Source organism: Macrococcus armenti (genome assembly GCF_020097135.1).
Taxonomy (GTDB): domain Bacteria; phylum Bacillota; class Bacilli; order Staphylococcales; family Staphylococcaceae; genus Macrococcoides; species Macrococcoides armenti.
Genome location: NZ_CP083608.1, coordinates 1825693 through 1846744 on the forward strand (window position 1 = coordinate 1825693; position 21052 = coordinate 1846744).

Genomic DNA, 21052 nt, shown 5'->3' on the forward strand with positions numbered 1-21052 from the left:
ACAAAGACCGACGAATGTGAAGAAATGTTTCTTCATATTCGTCGGTCTTCTTTTATTTTTTTATTGAAAATAAGAACATACGTTCTTATAATAGAGAAAAAGATTGAAAGTAGTGATAATATGATCCACCCAATTTATGGCGAGACAGACTACCGCAAAGTTGATCCGTCAAAACTTAATCGCAACATCCCGAAAGGTCGTGGCATGATTAAGTGGGCACCATTTGCGACGATGCCACAGCAATTTATGGATGTAAAGCGACAAATTGATGCTCAGACAAAGATTGAGCGTCCTGAATTATCAGAGGACCGATTACAGGAAATTAATGAAACATTGCATATTGCACTCAGCAAAAATCAGCCGATACGTATCGATTACTATATTGATGGTTCAATCCAGAGCACACAGATGCATATTGAGAAGATTGATCAGTGGGCAGCAATTATTATCGGTACGACGGTACATGACGGTGCGACATACTTCGTTTCATTTTTAGATATTGTAAATTTAGAAATTGATGCACAATCAATTTAAAAATAATACACCATAATCTGTATAATTTTAACGATTAAACACTTAATTTATTACAGTACATTTAACAGAAATTATAATTTATGAATCGTATATAAAGTAACGATAAGAATCTGTAATTCATTTCCGTTAATGCAATATATATGTCATAATATAAACAAATCAACAAAAGGAGTTTGCTATGAGAAACATATGTTTATTATTATTGTTATTCCTCATACCTATACCAGCTTTTGCGAATGAGTTGCCTCCTACAGTGCTGTACTTCGAAGATGCTCAAGCAAAGCCATTGAAATATCACTTCAATGTGAACGATGAACTTAACTATGAAACAGATGACGACGGCTACTACATTTTTAATAATACTATTAACGAAATCGAAGTGGATGGGCAAAAAATTCCGATTAAAGTTGGTCAAATGCACATTATACATGTAACGGAACCAATAAATGAAAATGAAGAACACACAACAAATAACGAACCAACAACCGAAAAAGAAACCACATTAGAGAAAGAACAACATGCTAAAGAAAATAAACGCGAACCTGCAAATAATTCAAAAGATGTGACAACAGTTAAAGTACTTACTCCATCGTTTACACCTTCAGAGCCTGTAAATGTTTACTTAAATGATGGTAAAAAACGTGTTGCCGCAAATAAAACAAAAGATGGTATCGTACACTTCAGAAATTTAGATATGCGCAAAACATATACTGTTACAACGGACAGTACAACAACACCAGTTAACATTAAACAAGGAGAGTCAAGACTTCTCAAACTACATACTAACGCGCTCGCACCAAAAGTTAGAGCGATACGTGTTGAGACAAAGCACGCACCGGTGAAACAAAGTTTAGCTGTCCAACTGAATCGTGAAAAGAAAACCGATGAAGTAAAGACCCGTAATTCAGATACAAGTATACGCAAACTGACGGATACTGATAAATCAAAGAAACAAAACGATGTTGAATCCAAAGATAAAGAATATACGTACACTAAACGTGAGATTATTTCTCCAGAGAAAAATACTCAAATAAAACAAGCAAAACCACAAATTCCTGTAAAACCTGGTGACTTTGGAGAAGTACAAAACACTCCCGAACAGTATGACCAATATACAACTCAAACAAAGGACAGAAATGTTACTCAAGGAACGTCTCCACTACAGGAAAAACTTAGAAGTGATAAAGACAAAACATCCGAGAATAACTTTAATCATTCCATCAATAAATCATCAGAAGTCTCAAATAAACAGAAAGAAATAAATAATTCTGAACTTCCTGAAACAGGGGAAACTTACAACATAGCATTCCTATCCATACTACTGTTTGCATATGGCAGCGCTATTATCTATTTAAGTCGACTAATAAAATGAAGCATCAGGAAATCCTGATGCTTCATTTTTATACTACAGTGAGTACACCATGCGTTACAACAAAATTATGACCAAACTTTGTAATGCCTCTCATACCTTCAAACACAAACATCCCACCACTTGTAATCATCGTCTGAGAGGCAAGTGTTGACATAACGAATGTCTGATGTGCTTTAATCTCTGTCACACGATGCAGTCTGCGCATAACTTGTTCAAATCCTTCTGTTGATCCTAATGCTACAAAAGCATCCGGTGCGTGTCTTTCAATTCTACGTATGTATTTGTTGAACGATTTAGAACGTGAATTCCAATCGACTACATCAAGCACATGACCACCATCACCAAATGGTCCGCCATACTGTTCCCATAATACTTTAAACTGATATGCTGCATGTATAAATGCATCTTGTCGACTGCATCCGATTACGATATCATGCACTTTCGGTCGACTATGCTGAATTAAATGAATCAACTGCATCATCTCTTCTTCTAACAATACATCATCGTTTAAAATATGCTGAACTGAATTCAAATGAGCACCTCACACTATTATTTGTCAAAAAGAAAAGAACTCAAAAAAATTGAGTTCTACGCGTTTTCTGATTCAATTTGTGCAACGATTTCTTTCGTACGACGCTCAATATCTTCAAAATCTTTCTTGAAGCTGATGAAGAATAATGCAGCACCTGCTGTTAATACAACGCTTAAAATTAGAGCAAAGACAAACATTGCTTTAAATAGTCCTTTAATGAAATCCATCCGTTCTCATCTCCTAAGTTTACTTTTGACTCTATTTTAGCATAATTAATTTCATCATAAAAATATTTGACATTACATCTTTTAAATTCATATGTTTATATATATAATAAAGCAAATACAACAAAAGGATGAAGACAGTGGCTCATGTACATTTACTCGCTGCGTGGCAGCATAACGACATCGATAAACTAAAACAAATTATTTCAACGCGCGTACACACCATTTTTACGAAAGCAGACGGTTCTACGATTGAAATGGATTATGACATGCTGATTGCAGAAATAAACAATGCGATTCAAGTCGCAGTAGAAAATGGCTGGGAATGGCAATTTGATGTCATTCATAAAACAGAACGTGGTTCTGAAAATATCATCGTCATAAAGATATCCATCAGTAGCGGTGACTTCGAATCTTCTGAAAAAGCAGGACTTTGTGTATTAACATTTGATGAAGACGGTGAGGCACGACGACTCATTCGCGCATATATCGAAGAAGGTGTAACGAACAATTAGGAAAGCAGGGTTATGATGCAACAAGTAAAAAGTGTGATAACAGAATTCAAAGGTACGCATTATGACTTCGGGCGTAGCCAGGCTGAATGGTTAAAGACGACGCTGATGATGGAAAACCGAGCAAAGGAATGGCGTAAACGTCGACCACGATTCGATATTAATATAGATGAAACAATGCAGGCTTTTATGAAATATGCACCCGGAATATGGGAAGAACTTATCGGACTGCAGGACGGACTGCATATGGATATGACACAAGTGTTACTGAACTTCGGTCATTACAGAGTATACGCTAAACCGAGCGGCTGCAGTGTGTTTACTACAGAAGATTATATGGTGAGAAATTATGATTACCACCCCGCAACGTATGATGGGCGCTTTACATTTTATAAACCGAGTGATATTGGTTATGCAACGATGGCGCCTGTTTCACGTATAACAGGTCGTATGGATGGCGTTAATGAACACGGTCTCGTTATGGGGTATAATTTTATGCACCGTAAAGCGCCAGGTGACGGGTTTGTCTGTTATATGATTGGGCGTATGGTGCTTGAATATTGCAAAAATGTTGATGATGCAGTAGCATTTCTTAAGGAAATTCCACATCGTTCAAGTTTCAGCTATATATTGCTCGATCCTTCAGGTATTACTAAAATTGTAGAAGCAACACCTCGTGATAAAACCGTGCGCAATCACCATTACTGTACGAATCACTTTGAAGTATTAACGCATGAGAATCGCCGTGTGCTGGATGATTCCCATATGCGTATGCATCACTTAAAACAGCTCAACGGACAGATGGATGCAGCACATGCCTTCCAATTAATGAATCAACATGACGGCGGCATATTCAGCGATAAGTATTCAAGTTGGAGCGGTACGATTCATACGAGCTGTTATCACCCGAAAACGTTAACTTGCGATATTACGCTCGGCGCGGGAAGTAAGCCTGTTCAATTAAGTTTAAGAGATTGGCTGGACGGTAAGCCGCTTCCTCAATATGAAATTACAGGACAAATTGATACACACTTAACATTTGCAAGCGAATAAACGGTCGGAATAAATCCGACCGTTTTTTATTCATATGAATGCACTAATTTAAATGGACGATTCTCATATAGATCAAACTTCTGAGGTGTTTCTTCCATCGCCTTTAACAAACGTTGTTTTTGAAACGACAGTGTGACAAATTTATCGACGTTTGCTTTCGTTACCGGATAAAAGCCGGCATCAACTGTTTCGCCAGGCGCATTCTGAAGCGTTCCACCTATAACATTACCGCAAAACGTAAAGTTAATGACACCGCTCGTTATGTTATGTGAGCTGTAAAGTAAACCCGTAATTTCTACATCAAGTCCTGTTTCTTCCTTTACTTCCCTAATCGCTCCGCTAACGACATCTTCATCTTTATCGAGACGTCCACCCGGCAATTCCAGCGTATCACTGCGATGCAGACTTCTGACAAGCAGTACTTCGCCATGATTATTTTTAACATAAACATTCGTTGATACTAAATGCAAATCTTGTTTGTAGTCACCCGTTGGCTGAATAACCATCTCTTTCTTTGAAATGATCCATTTATCATTTGCCAGCTTCTCAGGAAGACTGTTCTTATAATGTACCGTTTTTTTACGCATCTCAAAGAAGTCACGATAATGTTGTTCGTCGATATAACCCCAAATTTCAGTAATCACCGTATAATCTTCATTCACCCATCTACCAATCAGCTTCACACCAAGTTCTAAATAATTATTTAATACATGATTGTGAAAATAAGCATTCGTAGATTCAAAACCGTCTGGAATAATCTTTATCTCTGTTTTTACTTCAAACATGTCCACACTTCCTTACACATCATCAATTCACTTTTCATTATACGGTAACAATTGTTATATTTCATTTCATAAGGGAATGATTCTGAATTTTATTATTATAAGCCGATTATTCGAAATTTATAACAGTTCACTATAAAATGTATACTAAGGAGTGATAAAAGTGATAACTAAATTAAATTCAAGTTTACAAATAAAAGATTTACAACTTAAAAATCGAATCGTTATGCCACCAATGTGTCAGTATTCAGTAGATAAAAAAGACGGCACACCAACAGAATGGCACTACGTCCATTACGCATCCCGAGCAGTTGGTGGTACGGGGCTGATTATCGTTGAAATGACAAACGTTGAACCTGATGGCAGAATTACAGACTATTGTCTCGGTTTATGGGATGATACACAGATTCCTGCATATAAACGACTCGTACAAGGCATTCATGACAATGGTGCAAAAGCTGCCATTCAAATTGCACATGCAGGACGTAAGGCGACTGATGTAGAAACGCCTGTTTCAAGTTCTGAAACACCGCTTGAAGAAGCAACGAAGTTCGGACCTGTACGCTATCCACGCGCACTATCACATGAAGAAGTTAAAGAAATGATAAATAAATATAAAGAAAGCGCAAGACGTGCAGTTGAAGCAGGATTTGATGCAATCGAAATACATGGTGCACACGGCTACCTTATCCATCAGTTCCACTCACCTTCAATTAATAAACGTACAGATGAATACGGACAGGATTTATCGTTATTCGGATGTGAAGTAATACAAGCAGTGAAATCGGTTATGCCTGAAGGAATGCCATTAATCTTCAGAATATCAGCACGTGAATACATGGATGGCGGTTACGATCTGAATTATGCACTTAAGATTTCTGAAGCATATAAAAATGCAGGCGTTGATGTATTCCATATCTCAACAGGTGGGGAAGCACCAGCTGGTAAAGACAAACCAGGAAACTATCCAGGTTATCAAGTATCATTTGCACGTGCATTTAAAGAGAAATTCAATGTCCCCGTTATCGCAGTTGGTATATTAGACGATGCAGCTACCGCTGAAATGACATTGCAAAACGATAATATCGACATGGTTGCAGTTGGCCGCGGTATGCTAAATGATCCGTACTGGGCAATCCATGCTGTAAAACAATTAAGAGATGAAATTGAAGTACCGAAGCAGTATGAAAGAGGGATACGTTAAAAAAACGCCAGAAACTAAAGTTTCTGGCGTTTTTCATATTTTAAATGACCCAGTTCCCATCTCTGAACACTGGTACAACTGTTCCGTCTTTTTGTATCCCGTCAATGTTTAAATCATTGCTTCCCATCATAAAATCAACATGAACAAGCGAATGATTTAATCCTTTTCCGAATAGTTCATCTTTTGATAAATCTTTACCATTTTCAATTGCATTCGGGAATGCACGTCCTAGCGCAACGTGACAAGATGCATTTTCATCATACAGCGTATTGTAGTACAGAATTCCTGAATTAGATATCGGTGAATCATCTGGTACTAATGCGATTTCACCAAGTCTTCTTGCACCCTCATCATTATCCAGTAAGTTTTTCAGAACATCATAACCACGAACCGCTTCAAAGTCTGTTACAACGCCATCTTTAAATGTTAATTTAAAGTCATCCACAATCGCACCTTGATAAGCAAGTGGTCGCGTATTACCAATCACACCGTTTACGCGTCTGAAGTCTGGTGACGTAAACACTTCTTCTGTCGGCATGTTCACCTGAATTTCAACACCATCAGCATTTGTTGTACTCGCACCTAACCAGCGATGTCCTTCTGTCATTCCAATTTCAACGTCCGTACGTTCTGAATAATAATGCAGCTTATCGAAATTCAGTTCATTTAATTTGTGTGCACGTGCATTTAAGTTATCATTATGTTCTTTCCATGCCTGAACAGGATCTTCCTTATCAACGCGAACCGCTTTAATCATCGCATCTAATAGTTTTAATTTCGCGTCTTCACCTTTTAATTCCGGGAACACAAGCTCACCCCATTTATCGTTCGGGAACGCAACGATACACCACGAGAAGTCATAGCGTCCTACAGCTCGTGCGAAGTCTTTATTCATTTCTCCATTAGCTTTAGCAAGTGCTGCAATCTTATTTGCATTTGCATCTTTTAAAAGCTCAGGTGTTTGTGAATATATGCGTAAATGCGCTACTTTTTGAGCTACAAAGTCATTGATCTCATCAATCTTATATTGTTTAATTTCCTCGAAAACTTCAACTGGTGCATGTTCAAATTTCATCTGTGTTGAAGGACCATCCGTTAATTTTTGAATGACATTATGTGCACCACGTGCATAAGCTGCTTTCGTTACAGCTCTGACAAAATCAATTGCATCGATATCTGAATTGATTACTAATGTCTGCCCCTTCTGAATATTAAGCCCTACTTCTACGACTGTTTGTGCATATTTGTTTACTGTTTCAATATAGTTCATCATATAACCTCCTTAATTCTATTATATCGGTTTCCGAAAGAAAAAGAAATAATAAAAAACAGGGATATCACGTCCCTGCCTCATTACGCATTAAAGAGCTCGATTCGGTTTACACGATCATTTTTAAATACAAACTTCATACCGATATGATTTTCTTTATCCATATAATGATACTGCGTCTGTTTATTATTTAAAAACGATTTCTTGTACGTATCACCATATGCTTCAACAACTTTATCTCTACTATCACCAATCGTTATATTGCGTGCAGTATATAAATTTTTATTGCTATATAGCATAATTGCATTAATTTGCTGTTTTTTATTAGAAACACGAATAATTAAACCTGGATAATCTTTAGAACGATAAAACGATTTCCCCTCAACTGCTGCAGTATCATCTTTCTTGAACTTTTCAAGCAATGCATTGCGGTGCTGATGCAGCGTGTAGTTATCTATTTTCTCCTGACTCAGATCATTATCCGGCGTTGTGCAATAATTATAAATCATCATACCTGCGATACATACAAATAACAGCGTAATAATTATTACCAAATATTTCTTCATAACTGAATCACGTTCCTCATTATTTTCTCTATAACAATATAACATAAAATTACAATTATTTCTTTTTAAAATAACATAAGCTTAAATTTTGTCTGACAATTCTGATATTGTTATAATCACTATATAAATAATTCGAGGAGATGGAGATTATGACAACATTAAGACAACATTATGATAACAGCTTAACATTAGATGAGTACTTAGCACATATGCAAGTTAACAAAGACGAAATGCTGGCGATTTATGATGCGTTTCAGACACCTAACGATGCGCGTTTAAATGAAATCAAAGATAAAAACTTAAAAGCGATTGTTATTACAGAAGATTGGTGTGGAGATGCAATGATGAACATTCCAATCTTAATGCATATCGCAAAAGAGGCAAACATCGATTTACGTTTTTCATTACGTGATTCTAATTTAGAGCTGATGGACCAATATTTAACGAACGGGACAGCACGTGCCATTCCAATCTTTGTATTCCTTGATAATACAGATCATCAATATGCAGTTTGGGGACCTCGTGCTCAAGTTGTACAGGATTATGTGCTTGATGTACGTAAAGATTTACCGGCGAAAGATGCGCCAGACTTCGAAGAGAAACAAAAAGCTGTGCATCATACAATTCACGAGAAATATAAAAACGCACCAGAATTCTGGAACGCTGTTTACGAATCAATTGTAGAACGTATTTTAAAATTATAATTTTTATGGAGAACAAAAGATGTTCTCCTTTTTTTGTATAAATATATGTATTCAGGGTATATAACAATATATAAAAAAGAGGTGAAGCTATGAATAATTTATATGATGAAGTAAAAAATTCACGAAACGAATTACTAGAACAAGTAAAACAACTGAGTACATCAGAACTTAATTATAACTTCGGCAGCAAATTCAAAAGCATTAAATATAACTTACTGCAAATCGCATATGCATATCATGAAGGTCTGGAGCAATATAAGGACCAGATTGGTGACTATGACTTATTTAAAGAAAACGGAACTAAACTGAACATCATCGATATCGAGAACTATTTCGATAACATAGATTATGCAATTGAACAAAACTCCGTGCATCCAGAAACGGTAATGCCTTATATCTTTAACGACTATGAATATCGCGGGAAAATCAAATTTCTCATGACGTTCTTTGAAGTGTTGAAGTAGTGAAACTAAAAATTCCCCAAATAAAATTTGGGGAATTTTTTGTATAATGAAATTAGTGGTATTCCATACTATCATACACCTTCAAAAATGAGTTCTGTAGACGAATCCAACGAAAGTTCTTTCCAAATAATCTGTCTGAATTCATTTACAAATATTTATTTAGTAAATTAGATTTCATCTTCTGTATATCTTTCAATTTTTAAATGCCTATACTTTTCTATAAATTTTTCGAATCTCTTTTCATCGTCGAAAGCAATAATTAATCCACGGTCATCGTATATGTGTAATAAGACATCTTTATTAATATTAATAAAGAATACGGATGAGTATATATCACGTTGATTAATATTAGGATGCAACCCTGGAAAATCTTGATTGCATATTGCTTTTATAAGCTTTTTGTATTTAATATCTTTTTTATTACAGTAATATGTAAATACATTTTTTATATCAAGTACATCTTCCTTTTTAATAAATTGTTCATATTCATATATCATTTGTTTAAATAGGAATCTTTCAGGAAACCTACTCTTTCTATGTGTTATATAATTAGTAGATATGGAATGTATGAGTTTAATTTGATCATTCGTATCAAAAATTTCATCAAAAATCATAGTCGCATTATGATAGACGGATTGAAAGTATAAGTCATTAATAGAAGTACCTTCATTATTTAAAGGAAACAATTCATTTTCTAAATATACATTATACGCATTGCTTAAAGTATTGAAGTCAATATCAATTAAACTATTTATATTCTTTACCCTGGACATTAATACATCTCTCCATTATTCCCAATACTAATAATTTATGAACTTATTGCATTGCATCCATTCATTCACTTTTTATATCTTTTTAAATATTTCCCCGCTAATTTATTATCAGGATTTAATTTTATCAATTTATTTGCTACGAAATTTATGTGTTCCTTACAAATCATATCGAAATCAGGTTCATCTAATATCATTAAAAAATCATTAAGTAAACTTGAATCTTCAAAATCAGATATCTCTAAAGCTCTCCAGTAATGGTAATAAGCTAAATCATACGCATCCTCTATATAATTAAAATGAAAATGATAAATGCTACCGACCATTTCATGAAATTCAATACTATCGATTTCGTTACCGATAACGGATAAATAATAAGCTAGCCTTGTATCACTGATATCGTTATTTAGAAAGTAAAATAATATATCGTCCAAATCATTGGTCATTATCATCTTTTGAATTTCAATGGGCAATCGTTTAATTAATATATCTTTTCTCATTTCTGATTCACCTATCTTATACTTTTATCAAAAATTTGAAGTTGTTTTGTTATTATAGTTCTAGCTTTAATATGATTTAAAAAAACCTTTATAATGTTTCTTTTATATTACTTTTTTTGATTTTAAGTTTCAACATTTTCTTCCATATTAGATAATGTTTTTCAATTGAAATAATAATGATGTATACATTTTTCGTAGGACAAATTACTCTTTAACAAAAAACACGTCAGAAGTCAGATCTTCAAATCTAACTCCTGGCGTGTTGTTTGCATATTTGTAACACGATATTCTTTTAATTTATCTGTATTAACCTCACCATTTGTTCTTACTGGTGATAAATCAGCCATTTTTAGCCCATTGTATTTGTTTTGACGAAACCCCATTACTTTGAAAGTCAATTCATAATTAATCGATTTTGAGATAGTAGCATATTTTTGTTTATTTTCAATTCTGTATGCTTCTTTTGCTAAACTGTGATATATAGTATCCTCAATATATAGTTTATTCTTATGTCACCTCGAATAGGAGTTGGTGTTGTGTCAAAAAAAATTTTAATTATTTTTACTATCATAATGAGTCTATGCCTTATTATAGGCAGTGTCTATTTCAAGATGAAAAATGATGCACGAGAAAAGGAAAAAGAAGTTTACTATAAAGAACAAAGAGAACGTATTACACTCTACCTTAAGTTTAATACAAAAGAACCTAACACTATTAAAAAGGTTGATTTCACCAAAGTAGAAATAGGACCCATGGGTGATGTTATATTTGAGGGGGATATAAATGATAACAAAAAAGATGACTTCACTGCTTTTTCCCCACCCGAAAAAAATTACCAATTTGAGGGAGATCTGATTTTAAGTGATGGGCTAGACCAATTATTGAGACCTGCACACCAATTAAAGTCATTTGAAGAAATCGAGAAAGAAGTAAAACAAGAAAAAGAAAAACACTAATATCAATCTTTCTAATCAAAAAAACTCAGTGAAGTGAACCCCAAAAAGTTAGACTTTTTGATTCACTTTATCTATATGCTTCTTTTTCTAAGCAGTGATATTAGTATCCTTAGTATATAATTAGTTTATATGTCACCTCGAGTTAGGAGTTGTTTATTGTGTCAAAAAAAATTTTAATTATTTTTACTATCATAATGAGTCTATGCCTAATTATAGGAGGTGTCTATTTCAAGATGAAAAATGATGCACGAGAAAAGGAAAAAGAATTATATTATAAAGAACAACAAGAGCGTATTACACTTTACCTTAAGTATAATACAAAAGAATCTAATACTATTAAAAAGGTAGATTTCACCAATGTAAAGGTTGGTCCAATGGGTGATGTTGTATTTGAAGGATACATCAACAATAATAAAGAAGATGTGTTTGTCGCATACGCTTCACCTGAAGACAATTTTCAATTTGGTGGAGATATGTTGGAAAGTAAAAAATTAAGTAAACTTTTAAAACCTGCACACGAATTAAAATCACCAGAAAAAATCAAACAAGAATTATCAAAAGAAAAATGATTTTGAATATCATACTTTAATTTCATAAAGATTTTAAAATACGTTATAAACAAATCCATTTAATATATCTTGATTAACACCGATATGCCTAAGTATCATAGATTGAGATGAATGATTAAATAAATCCATCAATAAAGTGAATCAAAAAAGTTAGACTTTTTTGATTCACTTTATCTATATGCTTCTTTTTCTAATCAGTGATATTAGTATCCTTAGTATATAATTAGTTTATATGTCACCTCGAGTTAGGAGTTGTTTTAATGGTAAAAAAGAAAATTGTTATTAGTATTATATTAATAATATGTGTAGTTATAGGCGGTGTCTATTTCAAAATGAAAAATGACACACGTGAAAAGGAAAAAGAATTATATTATAAAGAACAACAAGAGCGTATTACACTTTATCTTAAATACAATACCAAAGAACAAAACACAATTAAGTCTGTAAAGTTCACTAATGTATCAACTACGCCTATAGGAAGTTATGTATTTGAAGGTTATATAAATGATAACAAAAATAATGACTTTGTTGCATATTCTACACCTGAAAAAAATTATGAATTTGATGGAAATATGTCAGTAGATGAAAAAATACTTAATCTATTGAAGCCTGCACACGAATTAAAATCACCAGAAAAGATCAAACATGAATTATCAAAAGAAAAATAATTTTGAATTTCAATGGGCAATCGTTTAATTAATATCTTTACTCATTTCTGATTCACCTATCTTATACTTTTATCAAAAGTTTGAAGTTGCTTTGTTATAATAGTCCTAGCTTAATATGATCTAAAAAACACGCAAGAAGTCAGATCTTCAAATCTAACTCCTTGCGTGTTGTTTGTATATTTGTAACACGATATTCCTTTAATTTAACGGTCTTTTATTTAGAAATTCTGTTTGTTTATTCAAAACATGCTCCGGCATATTTTTTACGACTTTATTGCGTAGTTGAATAAAAGTCTGTGATTCACTTTGTGCCACTTTCCCAATCTTACGTGATTTAAGTATCACTTTCTTCGTATGCGGGACGCTTAATTTATCGTATCGTTTTAATGCGACATCTAACGGATGTGCTTTAAGCTGATTTGCAAGACATACTGCATCCTCAATCGCTTGTGACGCACCTTGCCCCATATTCGGTGTCGCTGCATGTGCTGCATCTCCCAATAAAACAACGCGACCTTTCACGAATGACTTCAGTGGTTCAATGTCATACATATCATGCTGTATCGGATCTCCCTTAGTTAGTTCGAGCACTGCAAGTACTACTTGTGGGAAATTTTTAAAGTGCTGTTTTAATTTCTTTAAATTATAATTTTTAAATTCCGTATCGCGTTCTTCGGCATTAATACACAAAAACCAATACACTTCATTGTTGCGCATCGGTACGATACCGAATCTTCCTACTTTATCCCAATATTCAATCGCGATATCATTGCTGATACCTGGATTATCACTCGTCCCTCTAAAGCACGTATAACCTTGATATATAGCCTCACTTCCAGGAAACATCTGACGTCTCGTCTGTGAATGCAGTCCATCTGCTGCAATAACTAAATCAAACTGTTCTTTCTTACCATCAGCTGTTTTAATAATGCCTGCATCATAATCTTTAATCGTAACAACTTCCTGTATAAGACGTACTTTACCTTTAAAGTGACGCCTTAGTATATCATGCAGTGCACTGCGCTGTATCGTAACGTTATCTTCGCTTTGTTTTTTAAAGTTAACGCGATTTAAGTATGTATCATGGCCATCTCTCAGTTGTGCCGCTACAAGTACATTGCCTTCACGTTTAATTTCATCTGCGATACCATAGGGAGCTAATGCACGAATTGCATTCCCACCTACGCCGAGCCCTACCCCTTCTTGTTTCAGTACGTGGCGTTTTTCGAATATTTCTACTTGATGTCCTTGTTTTTCCAGTAAGATTGCAGCTGTTAAACCGCCGATTCCTGCACCGATAATTCCTATACGCATGTGATCACTCCATTAATTTCATATTGATAATAGTAATAGCTTTCGTCTTTATCGATACACTTAAAGTTGAGTGACTCCAGTAAATGCTGCGATACTGTGTTATCCAGTAAAGCAAGTGCCTTTACAGTTAATTTCGGGTGAATTTCTGAAAAGTAAGAAAGCAAACAATTTAATGCTTCGTGTGCATACCCTTGTCGTCTAAAAGGCGCTTCAATATGATAACCGATTTCAATTTCATAATTACGGTTTGGTGGTCCACTAAGCGACGCCTCACCAATAATCACATTTTCTAATTTCAAAACCCATGTGCCATAACCAATTCTGTCAGGCATCATATGCTGTTTGAACACTTCCTGTATATATTTACTATCATACTTATAACTTGATAATACTTCCTCTAAATTCTGAGCGCATAAAGCGTCAATCTTTAAACGTTCTGTTCTAAGTTGTTGAATACCAACAGCACTTTTCATCTGCTCACCTGATTCCGTTTATATATGCTCATTATACAATATCCCGACTTTAATTACTGTTATTTGTATAATGAAAGACCGCCAGAATTAAACTCTGGCGGTCTGCTTTTTACTCAATATTTTTATAAAGTTTATGAGATAAATATTGCTGGAAAATCATAAAAATCGCACCAACTGACCAGTATAATGGCAATGCAGCCGGTGAATGAAAACTGATGAATATAATCATTATCGGACTGATAAATAACATCGGTTTCATTTGCTTACGCGTGCTCTCAGGCATATACTGAAACGATATCCATGACTGCAGGAAGTACAAAGTACCTGCAATTAACATCATTATGATGTCCGGAGACCCAAGATTAAACCATAAGAAACTTTGTGCTGCTATTTCTTTACTATGTGTAATTGCAAAGTATAGAGCCATCAGTATCGGTGTCTGAATAATAATCGGTAAGCAACCCATATTCATAGGACTAACGTTGTACTTACCATATACCTTTAATAATTCACGCGTTAGAGCTGCTTTCTCTTCATCGTCTTTCGCAGCATTAATCTGATCTTGTAACTTTTTTATTTCAGGCTGTGCCAGTTTCATATTGCCCTGCATTTCTTTTTGACGTTTCGTCGCATTCAGCATCATCGGTAAAAGTAGCAAACGTACACAGACAGTGACGAGTACAATACCCATACCATAACTTCCGTCAAAGAAACTTCCGAAATATTTGATTAAATCCGAGAATGGTTGCACTAATGACTGATGGAAGAAACCATCTTCTTTCGGTGCACACCCTGTAAGTAATAATAATAAAGTTGTGAGTAAAACGATTATTCTTTTCAAATTTATTCCTCCTGTATATTAATTTTGTGATTAATATACAGGCATTGCCTCAACATCATCAGACTGCCTCGACAAACATTTAATACGCCATATTAACGTTTTGGATATCAGTATACACGTATACGTTACTTTATGCTTTATTTTTCTGACTTCAACCCAGCACGTATCAACTTTAATACGTGAAATCGTGTGAAGAACAAGGAATAAAAAGGCAGTGAAGTATGGAATCAAATATAGCAGTTTAAATAAAAGATAACGCCATAGCAAATCTTCGGTTAACAAGTTAATGAAGAGCTCCATCCCTTCACCCCTTTCGTATATTAGTATAGATAGAATAACATAATTTGGTGGATTGAGGGTAGTTATGTTATATTAAAATTAACAAATTAAGGAGGCATCAACATATACGTGATGGACAATCAATAATGAGAGATGAGACGTTAATTTTATTTAACACATTTCATGTGCATATGCACCATTATTGGGATAAGTCTGTCTAATTGTTGTTTCTCAACGTTTATTTGGCATACCCTCTATGTGCTTATGCACTTAGGGGGTATATTTATGTTTAAAATGAATAATGAGATATTAAGATGCGACACGAAAATAATCCAGAAAAATATTAGCTTTGAAATTGAAGTTGGGCAACACGTTGCACTAATCGGTAGAAATGGCGTGGGAAAAACAACTTTGCTAAATAAGATAAAAAATGATTTCAATGCCGGCATGCTACTCCAGTCAAATGAAAACTTAGATTTAACTATTTTAGAATATTGTTTATCTGCACATCCTAAACTTCTGAAAATCAAAAGTGATATTCAATATAATTATCTAGCAATAGAAGCGTACATTGCACATGGTGGATATGAAACTGAACATGCTATCGTTGTTCAATTAAAGAAGTTCGGATTCAATGAAAAGGATATTGATAGAAAATTATCTACACTTTCAGGTGGAGAGATTACAAAGGTCGGTATCGTAAGACTACTTTGTCAATCTTATGATTTATTAATTTTCGATGAACCTACTAATCATATAGACAGCGATACAAGAAACTGGTTGATAAAATGGATGAATGAAAGTAAGCATACTATTATCTACGCAACACACGACAGACATTTTATTAACACAACTGCACATAAAATAATTGAAATGTCAGAAGAAGGTTTACGCACGTTTAACTTAAATTATGATGAATATAAAAAGCAAAAAGATATTGAATATGAAACAAATCAAAATTTAATAGAAAAAGAAAGAAAAGAACGTAAAAAAGTTCAAAGTATGATTCAAGAGTATAAAGAATGGTTTCAGAGTGCTAATAGTAAAGCAAGTGTCAGGGACCCTGCAGAGCAAAAGAAGGTATCAAAAATTGCACGACGTTTTAAAACTAAAGAACAACATTTTCTGCAAAATGAAAAACAATCAAAAGGAAAACCAGTTAACAAAGAAAGAAAAGAGTATATACTAAAAGGCAATCAGACAAATATTAAAAACTTTATAACTTTTAATAATGTTAGCTACTCAATTGAAGGTAATAATATTTTTGAAAATGTGAATTTTTCAATATCACAGTCGGAAAAAATATGCATTACCGGAAAAAATGGTAGCGGAAAATCAACATTGCTCAAATTAATATTAAGTGAAATTCAACCGACAAGTGGTAACATTAATATTAATCCTTCTATTAGTATTGGATATTTTTCACAACACTTAGAAATACTGAATTTGAAATATACTGTACTAGAGGAAGTGCTATCTATAAAAGAGATGAATGAGTCTTATGCAAGGACAATCTTAGCATCTTTCAGATTTAAAGAAGATTTAGTTAGAGAGAAAATAATAAATCTTTCAATGGGAGAAAAATGCAGATTAGCTTTAGTTAAGTTATTTTTTCAGAATCCTCATTTACTTATATTAGATGAGCCGACGAACTATTTTGATATTGAGATGCAGGAAATATTGGAAAATATGTTATTAAAATTTGAGGGCACAATAATATTTGTTACTCATGACCAACATTTTAAGGAAAAAATTGCTTCAAGAATTTTCACAATTAAAAATAAAACAGTTATCGATTCCCATAAGTATATTCAAGGAAAAGTTGATACTGAAAACTTAATTAAACAATTATATAACATTCCAACTGAATCAGAACTTTAAAATGAAATATACTAAAATGAGTGTCCATAAGCTGGACACTCATTTTAATTTCTCACTCGAATGACGACTCGCAGAAACTCATACTACTCCATTACTCCACCGCTTAATATTTTCTCATTAATCTCAAACTGTTTAATGTCACCAGTAATGTTGCGCCCATGTCAGCAAATATTGCAATCCATAATGTTAGCCATCCTGGTATAACAAGGAGTATCGCCAGTAACTTCAAGCCGAGTGCAAAGGCGATGTTCTGCTTAATAACCTTCATTGTTCTTCTGCTGAGGTCGATCACTTTCGGCAAGTCTCCTAAATTATCTTTCATCAAGGCGATATCTGCTGTTTCTAATGCTGTATCAGTCGCTGCCCCACCCATCGAGAAACCGACATCTGCTTGTGCAAGTGCCGGTGCATCATTTACGCCGTCACCGATCATAGCAACTTTGCTGTTTTGCTGATATTGCTGAATTAGATGCAGTTTATCCTCAGGCAGTAATCCGGCGTGTACTGTTGAAACACCGACTTCTTCTCCAATTGAAGTGCCGACATTTTCATTATCTCCTGTTAGCATCAAAGTTTTTATATTCATGCGTTTTAATTGCTGTATTACATTTGCCGCTTCATCTCTCACAGTATCTTTAATGAAGAACACCGTGTAAGCTTTATCGTATTCTCCAAATATTACGACCGTACTTCCGGAAACGTACAATTCATCGATACGTGTAATTGTTTCACGTGACAATTGAAAGAATTCCTGCTTGCCGATTCGATACTCTGTGCCATTTATTATTCCTTTAACGCCCATTCCTGCAATCACTTCGTAGTTGTCTACTTCAACTTTACTATCTTCACTGAGTCCTACTGTTATCGCACGGCTTAACGGATGGCCTGAGTCCGATTCGAGCGCGTATATGTATGCATCACGCTGCGTTTCAAAATCCTCTCTTAAAACAACGACAGGTTCACCTTTCGTTAACGTTCCTGTTTTATCAAAAGCTATCGTATTAATATGCCCTGCGTTTTCCAGGTGCACGCCACCTTTAATCAGAACACCTTCTTTTGCGGCACGGCCGATTGCTGTAACGATTGCAACTGGTGTAGATATCACGAGTGCGCACGGACAACCGACGACAAGTATGGATAACCCTTGATATAAGTAATGTTTAAAGTCACCACCAAACATCGGCGGAATAATAATAACGCATAATGCAATTGCCATAATGAAAGGTGTATAATATTTCGCAAATCGGTCGACAAATTGCTGTGCCGGCGCTTTCTTACTTTGCGCTTCTTCAACGAGATGTATCATCTGAGCGAGTTTCGTATCATTACTATGTGCTGTAACGCGTACTAATAATTGCCCCGTAATATTAAGTGTTCCGGCATATACACGGTCCTCCGTATGTTTACTTACCGGCATACTCTCTCCAGTAATACTTGCTTCGTTAATTGTACTCTGTCCTTCTATTACCATTCCGTCAACCGGCACTTTCTTACCTGGTAACACACGCACGATTGAACCAGGTGTAATATCGATAACATCTACTTCAATAAAAGTATCACCTTTCATTACAAGTGCAGTATCTGGTGCAATATCAATAAGCGATGCAATGCCTGCACGTGATTTGTCCATCGCATAAGTTTCAAGCATCTCACTAATCGCAAACAATATTACAACCATCGCCCCTTCTTGCAGCTCTCCGATTAATGCCGCACCAATAACAGCAATTGTCATCAATACATTCATATCAAATTTAAGTTTAATAAGCCCTTTCATTCCTTCTATGAATAAACGATAACCGCCAACGATCATACTTATAATAAAAAGTATAATCGTTATAATGTGCGCGTCACCAATATATTTTCCGCTCATGATACTTACTATGAATAAGGCGCATGCAATAAAAAACGGGATATTTTCCTTTCTTTTATAAAACGGTTCATGATGCGCTGCTTTCATATGGGCTGGGCGCACTTTTATATTATCAAACTTCCCTGCGGCTTCCAGCGCTTCTAGCGTTACATCCCCTGTCACTTCAAGTTTAGCCGCACCAAAGTTTAAATTAACAGATTCTACACCTTCTATCTGCTCGACATTATGCTGAAACTTCGCTGCACAATTTGTACATGATAACCCTTCTAAACGATAAACTTCTTTATGCGTCATGTTCTTCATCTCCATGAACGAGCGCTGTTTGAATCAGCGTTCTAATATGATCGTCTTTCAGACTGTAAAAAGCATTCTTGCCCACTTTCTCTACTTGTACGATATGTGCCTTATGCAAATATCTTAAATGATGGCTTGTCGTTGCAATTGTCGCGCCGATAATATTTGCGATATCACATACGCATAATTTTTCTTCAATTAATAAACTGTAGCAGATGAACAGTCGATTTTTATCAGCCAGCGCTTTAAATATTAAGAGCATCGACATAACATCTATGTTATCCAACTCATGCTTTACACTAGCTACAACCTTTTCATCAAATATGTATACATCACAAACTTCATTACTCATTTCTCCACCTCATTCAAATATATATTTGATTATAGTATATGCTTATTTACACAATCAAACAATCATTTGAATGTAATGTTTAAAAAAATGTTACACGGGAATAGGCATAACGACAAATAATAAAAAGGGAGTTTTAATCCATTATGGAATCAGGCAGTAATTATTTAAAAATCGAACTAACGTTAGATAACAACGAGAAAGTGTATCATTATGAATTTTTCTCAACCGATGAGAAGATTGCGTATAACAACTTCATTACGAAGTGCGATCGTAACGATACAGGATTTTTACCGATTAATGACGGAGAACATAATTGTGCAATTAACCTCAACAAAATTGTTAAAATAACGCCGCTTGAAGCGACTAATATTTAATAAATAAAGCACCCGGAAAATTTTCCGGGTGCTTTATTCATACTTGTCTTCATCCACAACACGCTCCATAAATGTATCAACGAGTTTACCATGTTTATTAATACGGACAGCACTTAAATGTTCATAGTTCCCTGCACCAGTATCAATTTTTAATACATTACGATTTTTATCATACTCGGGTTTTCCACTTTCAGTCGGTGTATGACCAATGACCTGTAATTTATTCATGCGTTTTAGTTTCCCACGATAACGCAGTACACACCATGAACTTTCCGTACTGAACTTCCTGAAATTTAACCAGTTAACGCCGGCATGAGATACATATATTACATCATTCTCATAATATAACGGCAAGCAGTGCATCCATTCAATATCCTGGTGAAGGAGTTTCATTGAATAATACTTTAATGTACGGCTATAGTTGTCTTTCATCTGTGATGGTTGTGTGTTTTCTCGGATGTACTTTATCATCTTATATTCATGATTACCTTTTATACAAACCGTATCAGGATACATTTCGCATAACTTTCTAATGTGGAACACGACGTCTTTAGAATTACGCCCTTTATTAATGTAGTCTCCTACAAATATCAACTGTTCCTCTCCCTTTTTCCAGTGCTTCAATATTTTCTTTAAAGTGTAGAAACATCCATGTACATCGCCTACGATAAAGTAATTCATCTTTGCCATCCTT

At 34.6% G+C, this 21052-nt stretch carries 26 protein-coding genes; 12 read left to right on the forward strand and 14 right to left on the reverse strand.

From position 1 onward, the window contains the following. Nucleotides 1-63: 63 nt before the first annotated feature. Nucleotides 64-534: a YolD-like family protein gene (locus LAU42_RS09795; protein WP_224183391.1), complete on the forward strand. Its 471-nt coding sequence runs from the start codon at nt 64-66 to the stop codon at nt 532-534. Between the two features lie 178 nt (nt 535-712). Further along, complete coding sequence (locus tag LAU42_RS09800; protein ID WP_224183392.1) at nt 713-1906, forward strand: hypothetical protein; 1194 nt, start codon at nt 713-715, stop codon at nt 1904-1906. A 28-nt stretch (nt 1907-1934) separates the two neighbouring features. Here LAU42_RS09800 and LAU42_RS09805 read toward each other — a convergent pair whose 3' ends face one another. Next, nucleotides 1935-2438 carry a hypothetical protein gene (locus LAU42_RS09805; RefSeq protein ID WP_224183393.1) on the reverse strand — a complete coding sequence of 168 codons (504 nt, stop codon included), beginning with the start codon at nt 2436-2438 and terminating at the stop codon, nt 1935-1937. A gap of 56 nt (nt 2439-2494) precedes the next feature. Beyond that, complete coding sequence (locus tag LAU42_RS09810) at nt 2495-2665, reverse strand: hypothetical protein (RefSeq protein WP_224183394.1); 171 nt, start codon at nt 2663-2665, stop codon at nt 2495-2497. Nucleotides 2666-2793: 128 nt separating this feature from the next. Between LAU42_RS09810 and LAU42_RS09815 the strand changes: the two genes are divergently transcribed. Both LAU42_RS09815 and LAU42_RS09820 read left to right on the forward strand, forming a co-directional pair. Next, complete coding sequence (locus LAU42_RS09815) at nt 2794-3177, forward strand: hypothetical protein (protein WP_224183395.1); 384 nt, start codon at nt 2794-2796, stop codon at nt 3175-3177. A 15-nt stretch (nt 3178-3192) separates the two neighbouring features. Beyond that, on the forward strand, nt 3193-4227 hold the full coding sequence (locus LAU42_RS09820) for a C45 family autoproteolytic acyltransferase/hydrolase (RefSeq protein ID WP_224184792.1): 1035 nt from the start codon (nt 3193-3195) through the stop codon (nt 4225-4227). A 26-nt stretch (nt 4228-4253) separates the two neighbouring features. On the opposite strand, the gene LAU42_RS09825 is transcribed toward LAU42_RS09820, so the two are convergent. Further along, a complete protein-coding gene (locus LAU42_RS09825; RefSeq protein WP_224183396.1) occupies nt 4254-5012 on the reverse strand; it encodes an NUDIX hydrolase in 759 nt (252 codons plus the stop codon). 160 nt (nt 5013-5172) lie between these two features. On the opposite strand from LAU42_RS09825, the gene LAU42_RS09830 reads away from it, so the two are divergent. Next, the gene (locus LAU42_RS09830; protein WP_420908202.1) at nt 5173-6213 is read left to right on the forward strand and encodes an NADH:flavin oxidoreductase/NADH oxidase; all 1041 of its coding nucleotides are present in this window, start codon (nt 5173-5175) and stop codon (nt 6211-6213) included. A 40-nt stretch (nt 6214-6253) separates the two neighbouring features. Here the strand turns inward: LAU42_RS09830 and LAU42_RS09835 are convergent, their stop codons facing one another. Together LAU42_RS09835 and LAU42_RS09840 are read right to left on the reverse strand one after the other, a co-directional pair. Beyond that, the gene (locus LAU42_RS09835; RefSeq protein WP_224183397.1) at nt 6254-7486 is read right to left on the reverse strand and encodes an aminopeptidase; all 1233 of its coding nucleotides are present in this window, start codon (nt 7484-7486) and stop codon (nt 6254-6256) included. Nucleotides 7487-7566: 80 nt separating this feature from the next. Continuing rightward, a complete protein-coding gene (locus tag LAU42_RS09840; protein WP_224183398.1) occupies nt 7567-8094 on the reverse strand; it encodes a hypothetical protein in 528 nt (175 codons plus the stop codon). Nucleotides 8095-8198: 104 nt separating this feature from the next. Between LAU42_RS09840 and LAU42_RS09845 the strand changes: the two genes are divergently transcribed. Together LAU42_RS09845 and LAU42_RS09850 are read left to right on the forward strand one after the other, a co-directional pair. Then, nucleotides 8199-8753, forward strand: coding sequence for a thioredoxin family protein (locus LAU42_RS09845; RefSeq protein ID WP_224183399.1), 555 nt, complete (start codon nt 8199-8201; stop codon nt 8751-8753). Between the two features lie 89 nt (nt 8754-8842). Continuing rightward, nucleotides 8843-9217 (forward strand): hypothetical protein, encoded by a 375-nt coding sequence (locus LAU42_RS09850; RefSeq protein WP_224183400.1) that lies wholly within the window; start codon nt 8843-8845, stop codon nt 9215-9217. A gap of 167 nt (nt 9218-9384) precedes the next feature. Here the strand turns inward: LAU42_RS09850 and LAU42_RS09855 are convergent, their stop codons facing one another. Then, on the reverse strand, nt 9385-9990 hold the full coding sequence (locus tag LAU42_RS09855; protein ID WP_224183401.1) for a DUF3885 domain-containing protein: 606 nt from the start codon (nt 9988-9990) through the stop codon (nt 9385-9387). Nucleotides 9991-10055: 65 nt separating this feature from the next. Further along, nucleotides 10056-10487 carry a hypothetical protein gene (locus LAU42_RS09860; RefSeq protein ID WP_224183402.1) on the reverse strand — a complete coding sequence of 144 codons (432 nt, stop codon included), beginning with the start codon at nt 10485-10487 and terminating at the stop codon, nt 10056-10058. Nucleotides 10488-10996: 509 nt separating this feature from the next. Here LAU42_RS09860 and LAU42_RS09865 point away from each other — a divergent pair. From LAU42_RS09865 to LAU42_RS09880, 3 genes are all read left to right on the forward strand, one after another. Next, the gene (locus LAU42_RS09865; protein ID WP_224183403.1) at nt 10997-11443 is read left to right on the forward strand and encodes a DUF1433 domain-containing protein; all 447 of its coding nucleotides are present in this window, start codon (nt 10997-10999) and stop codon (nt 11441-11443) included. Between the two features lie 155 nt (nt 11444-11598). Continuing rightward, nucleotides 11599-12012: a DUF1433 domain-containing protein gene (locus LAU42_RS09870; protein ID WP_224184794.1), complete on the forward strand. Its 414-nt coding sequence runs from the start codon at nt 11599-11601 to the stop codon at nt 12010-12012. Nucleotides 12013-12272: 260 nt separating this feature from the next. Next, a complete protein-coding gene (locus tag LAU42_RS09880) occupies nt 12273-12680 on the forward strand; it encodes a DUF1433 domain-containing protein (RefSeq protein ID WP_224183404.1) in 408 nt (135 codons plus the stop codon). Between the two features lie 198 nt (nt 12681-12878). Here LAU42_RS09880 and LAU42_RS09885 read toward each other — a convergent pair whose 3' ends face one another. The 4 genes from LAU42_RS09885 to LAU42_RS09900 form a co-directional block, all read right to left on the reverse strand. Then, the gene (locus LAU42_RS09885; RefSeq protein WP_224183405.1) at nt 12879-13994 is read right to left on the reverse strand and encodes an FAD-dependent monooxygenase; all 1116 of its coding nucleotides are present in this window, start codon (nt 13992-13994) and stop codon (nt 12879-12881) included. Further along, nucleotides 13985-14467, reverse strand: coding sequence for a GNAT family N-acetyltransferase (locus LAU42_RS09890; RefSeq protein WP_224183406.1), 483 nt, complete (start codon nt 14465-14467; stop codon nt 13985-13987). The genes LAU42_RS09885 and LAU42_RS09890 overlap by 10 nt, the downstream gene beginning before the upstream one ends. A gap of 109 nt (nt 14468-14576) precedes the next feature. After that, entirely contained in the window at nt 14577-15308 is a 732-nt protein-coding gene (gene yidC, locus LAU42_RS09895; protein WP_224183407.1) for a membrane protein insertase YidC, read from the reverse strand. Nucleotides 15309-15338: 30 nt separating this feature from the next. Further along, complete coding sequence (locus LAU42_RS09900; protein ID WP_224183408.1) at nt 15339-15608, reverse strand: hypothetical protein; 270 nt, start codon at nt 15606-15608, stop codon at nt 15339-15341. A 264-nt stretch (nt 15609-15872) separates the two neighbouring features. Between LAU42_RS09900 and abc-f the strand changes: the two genes are divergently transcribed. Continuing rightward, nucleotides 15873-17468 carry a ribosomal protection-like ABC-F family protein gene (abc-f, locus tag LAU42_RS09905; RefSeq protein ID WP_224183409.1) on the forward strand — a complete coding sequence of 532 codons (1596 nt, stop codon included), beginning with the start codon at nt 15873-15875 and terminating at the stop codon, nt 17466-17468. Between the two features lie 103 nt (nt 17469-17571). Here abc-f and LAU42_RS09910 read toward each other — a convergent pair whose 3' ends face one another. Continuing rightward, nucleotides 17572-19632 carry a heavy metal translocating P-type ATPase gene (locus LAU42_RS09910; protein WP_277602368.1) on the reverse strand — a complete coding sequence of 687 codons (2061 nt, stop codon included), beginning with the start codon at nt 19630-19632 and terminating at the stop codon, nt 17572-17574. Further along, the gene (locus LAU42_RS09915; RefSeq protein ID WP_224183411.1) at nt 19622-19984 is read right to left on the reverse strand and encodes an ArsR/SmtB family transcription factor; all 363 of its coding nucleotides are present in this window, start codon (nt 19982-19984) and stop codon (nt 19622-19624) included. The genes LAU42_RS09910 and LAU42_RS09915 overlap by 11 nt, the downstream gene beginning before the upstream one ends. Before the next feature lie 143 nt (nt 19985-20127). On the opposite strand from LAU42_RS09915, the gene LAU42_RS09920 reads away from it, so the two are divergent. Continuing rightward, nucleotides 20128-20358 (forward strand): hypothetical protein, encoded by a 231-nt coding sequence (locus LAU42_RS09920; RefSeq protein WP_224183412.1) that lies wholly within the window; start codon nt 20128-20130, stop codon nt 20356-20358. Between the two features lie 33 nt (nt 20359-20391). On the opposite strand, the gene LAU42_RS09925 is transcribed toward LAU42_RS09920, so the two are convergent. Continuing rightward, the gene (locus LAU42_RS09925) at nt 20392-21039 is read right to left on the reverse strand and encodes a metallophosphoesterase family protein (RefSeq protein ID WP_224183413.1); all 648 of its coding nucleotides are present in this window, start codon (nt 21037-21039) and stop codon (nt 20392-20394) included. Nucleotides 21040-21052 lie beyond the last annotated feature (13 nt).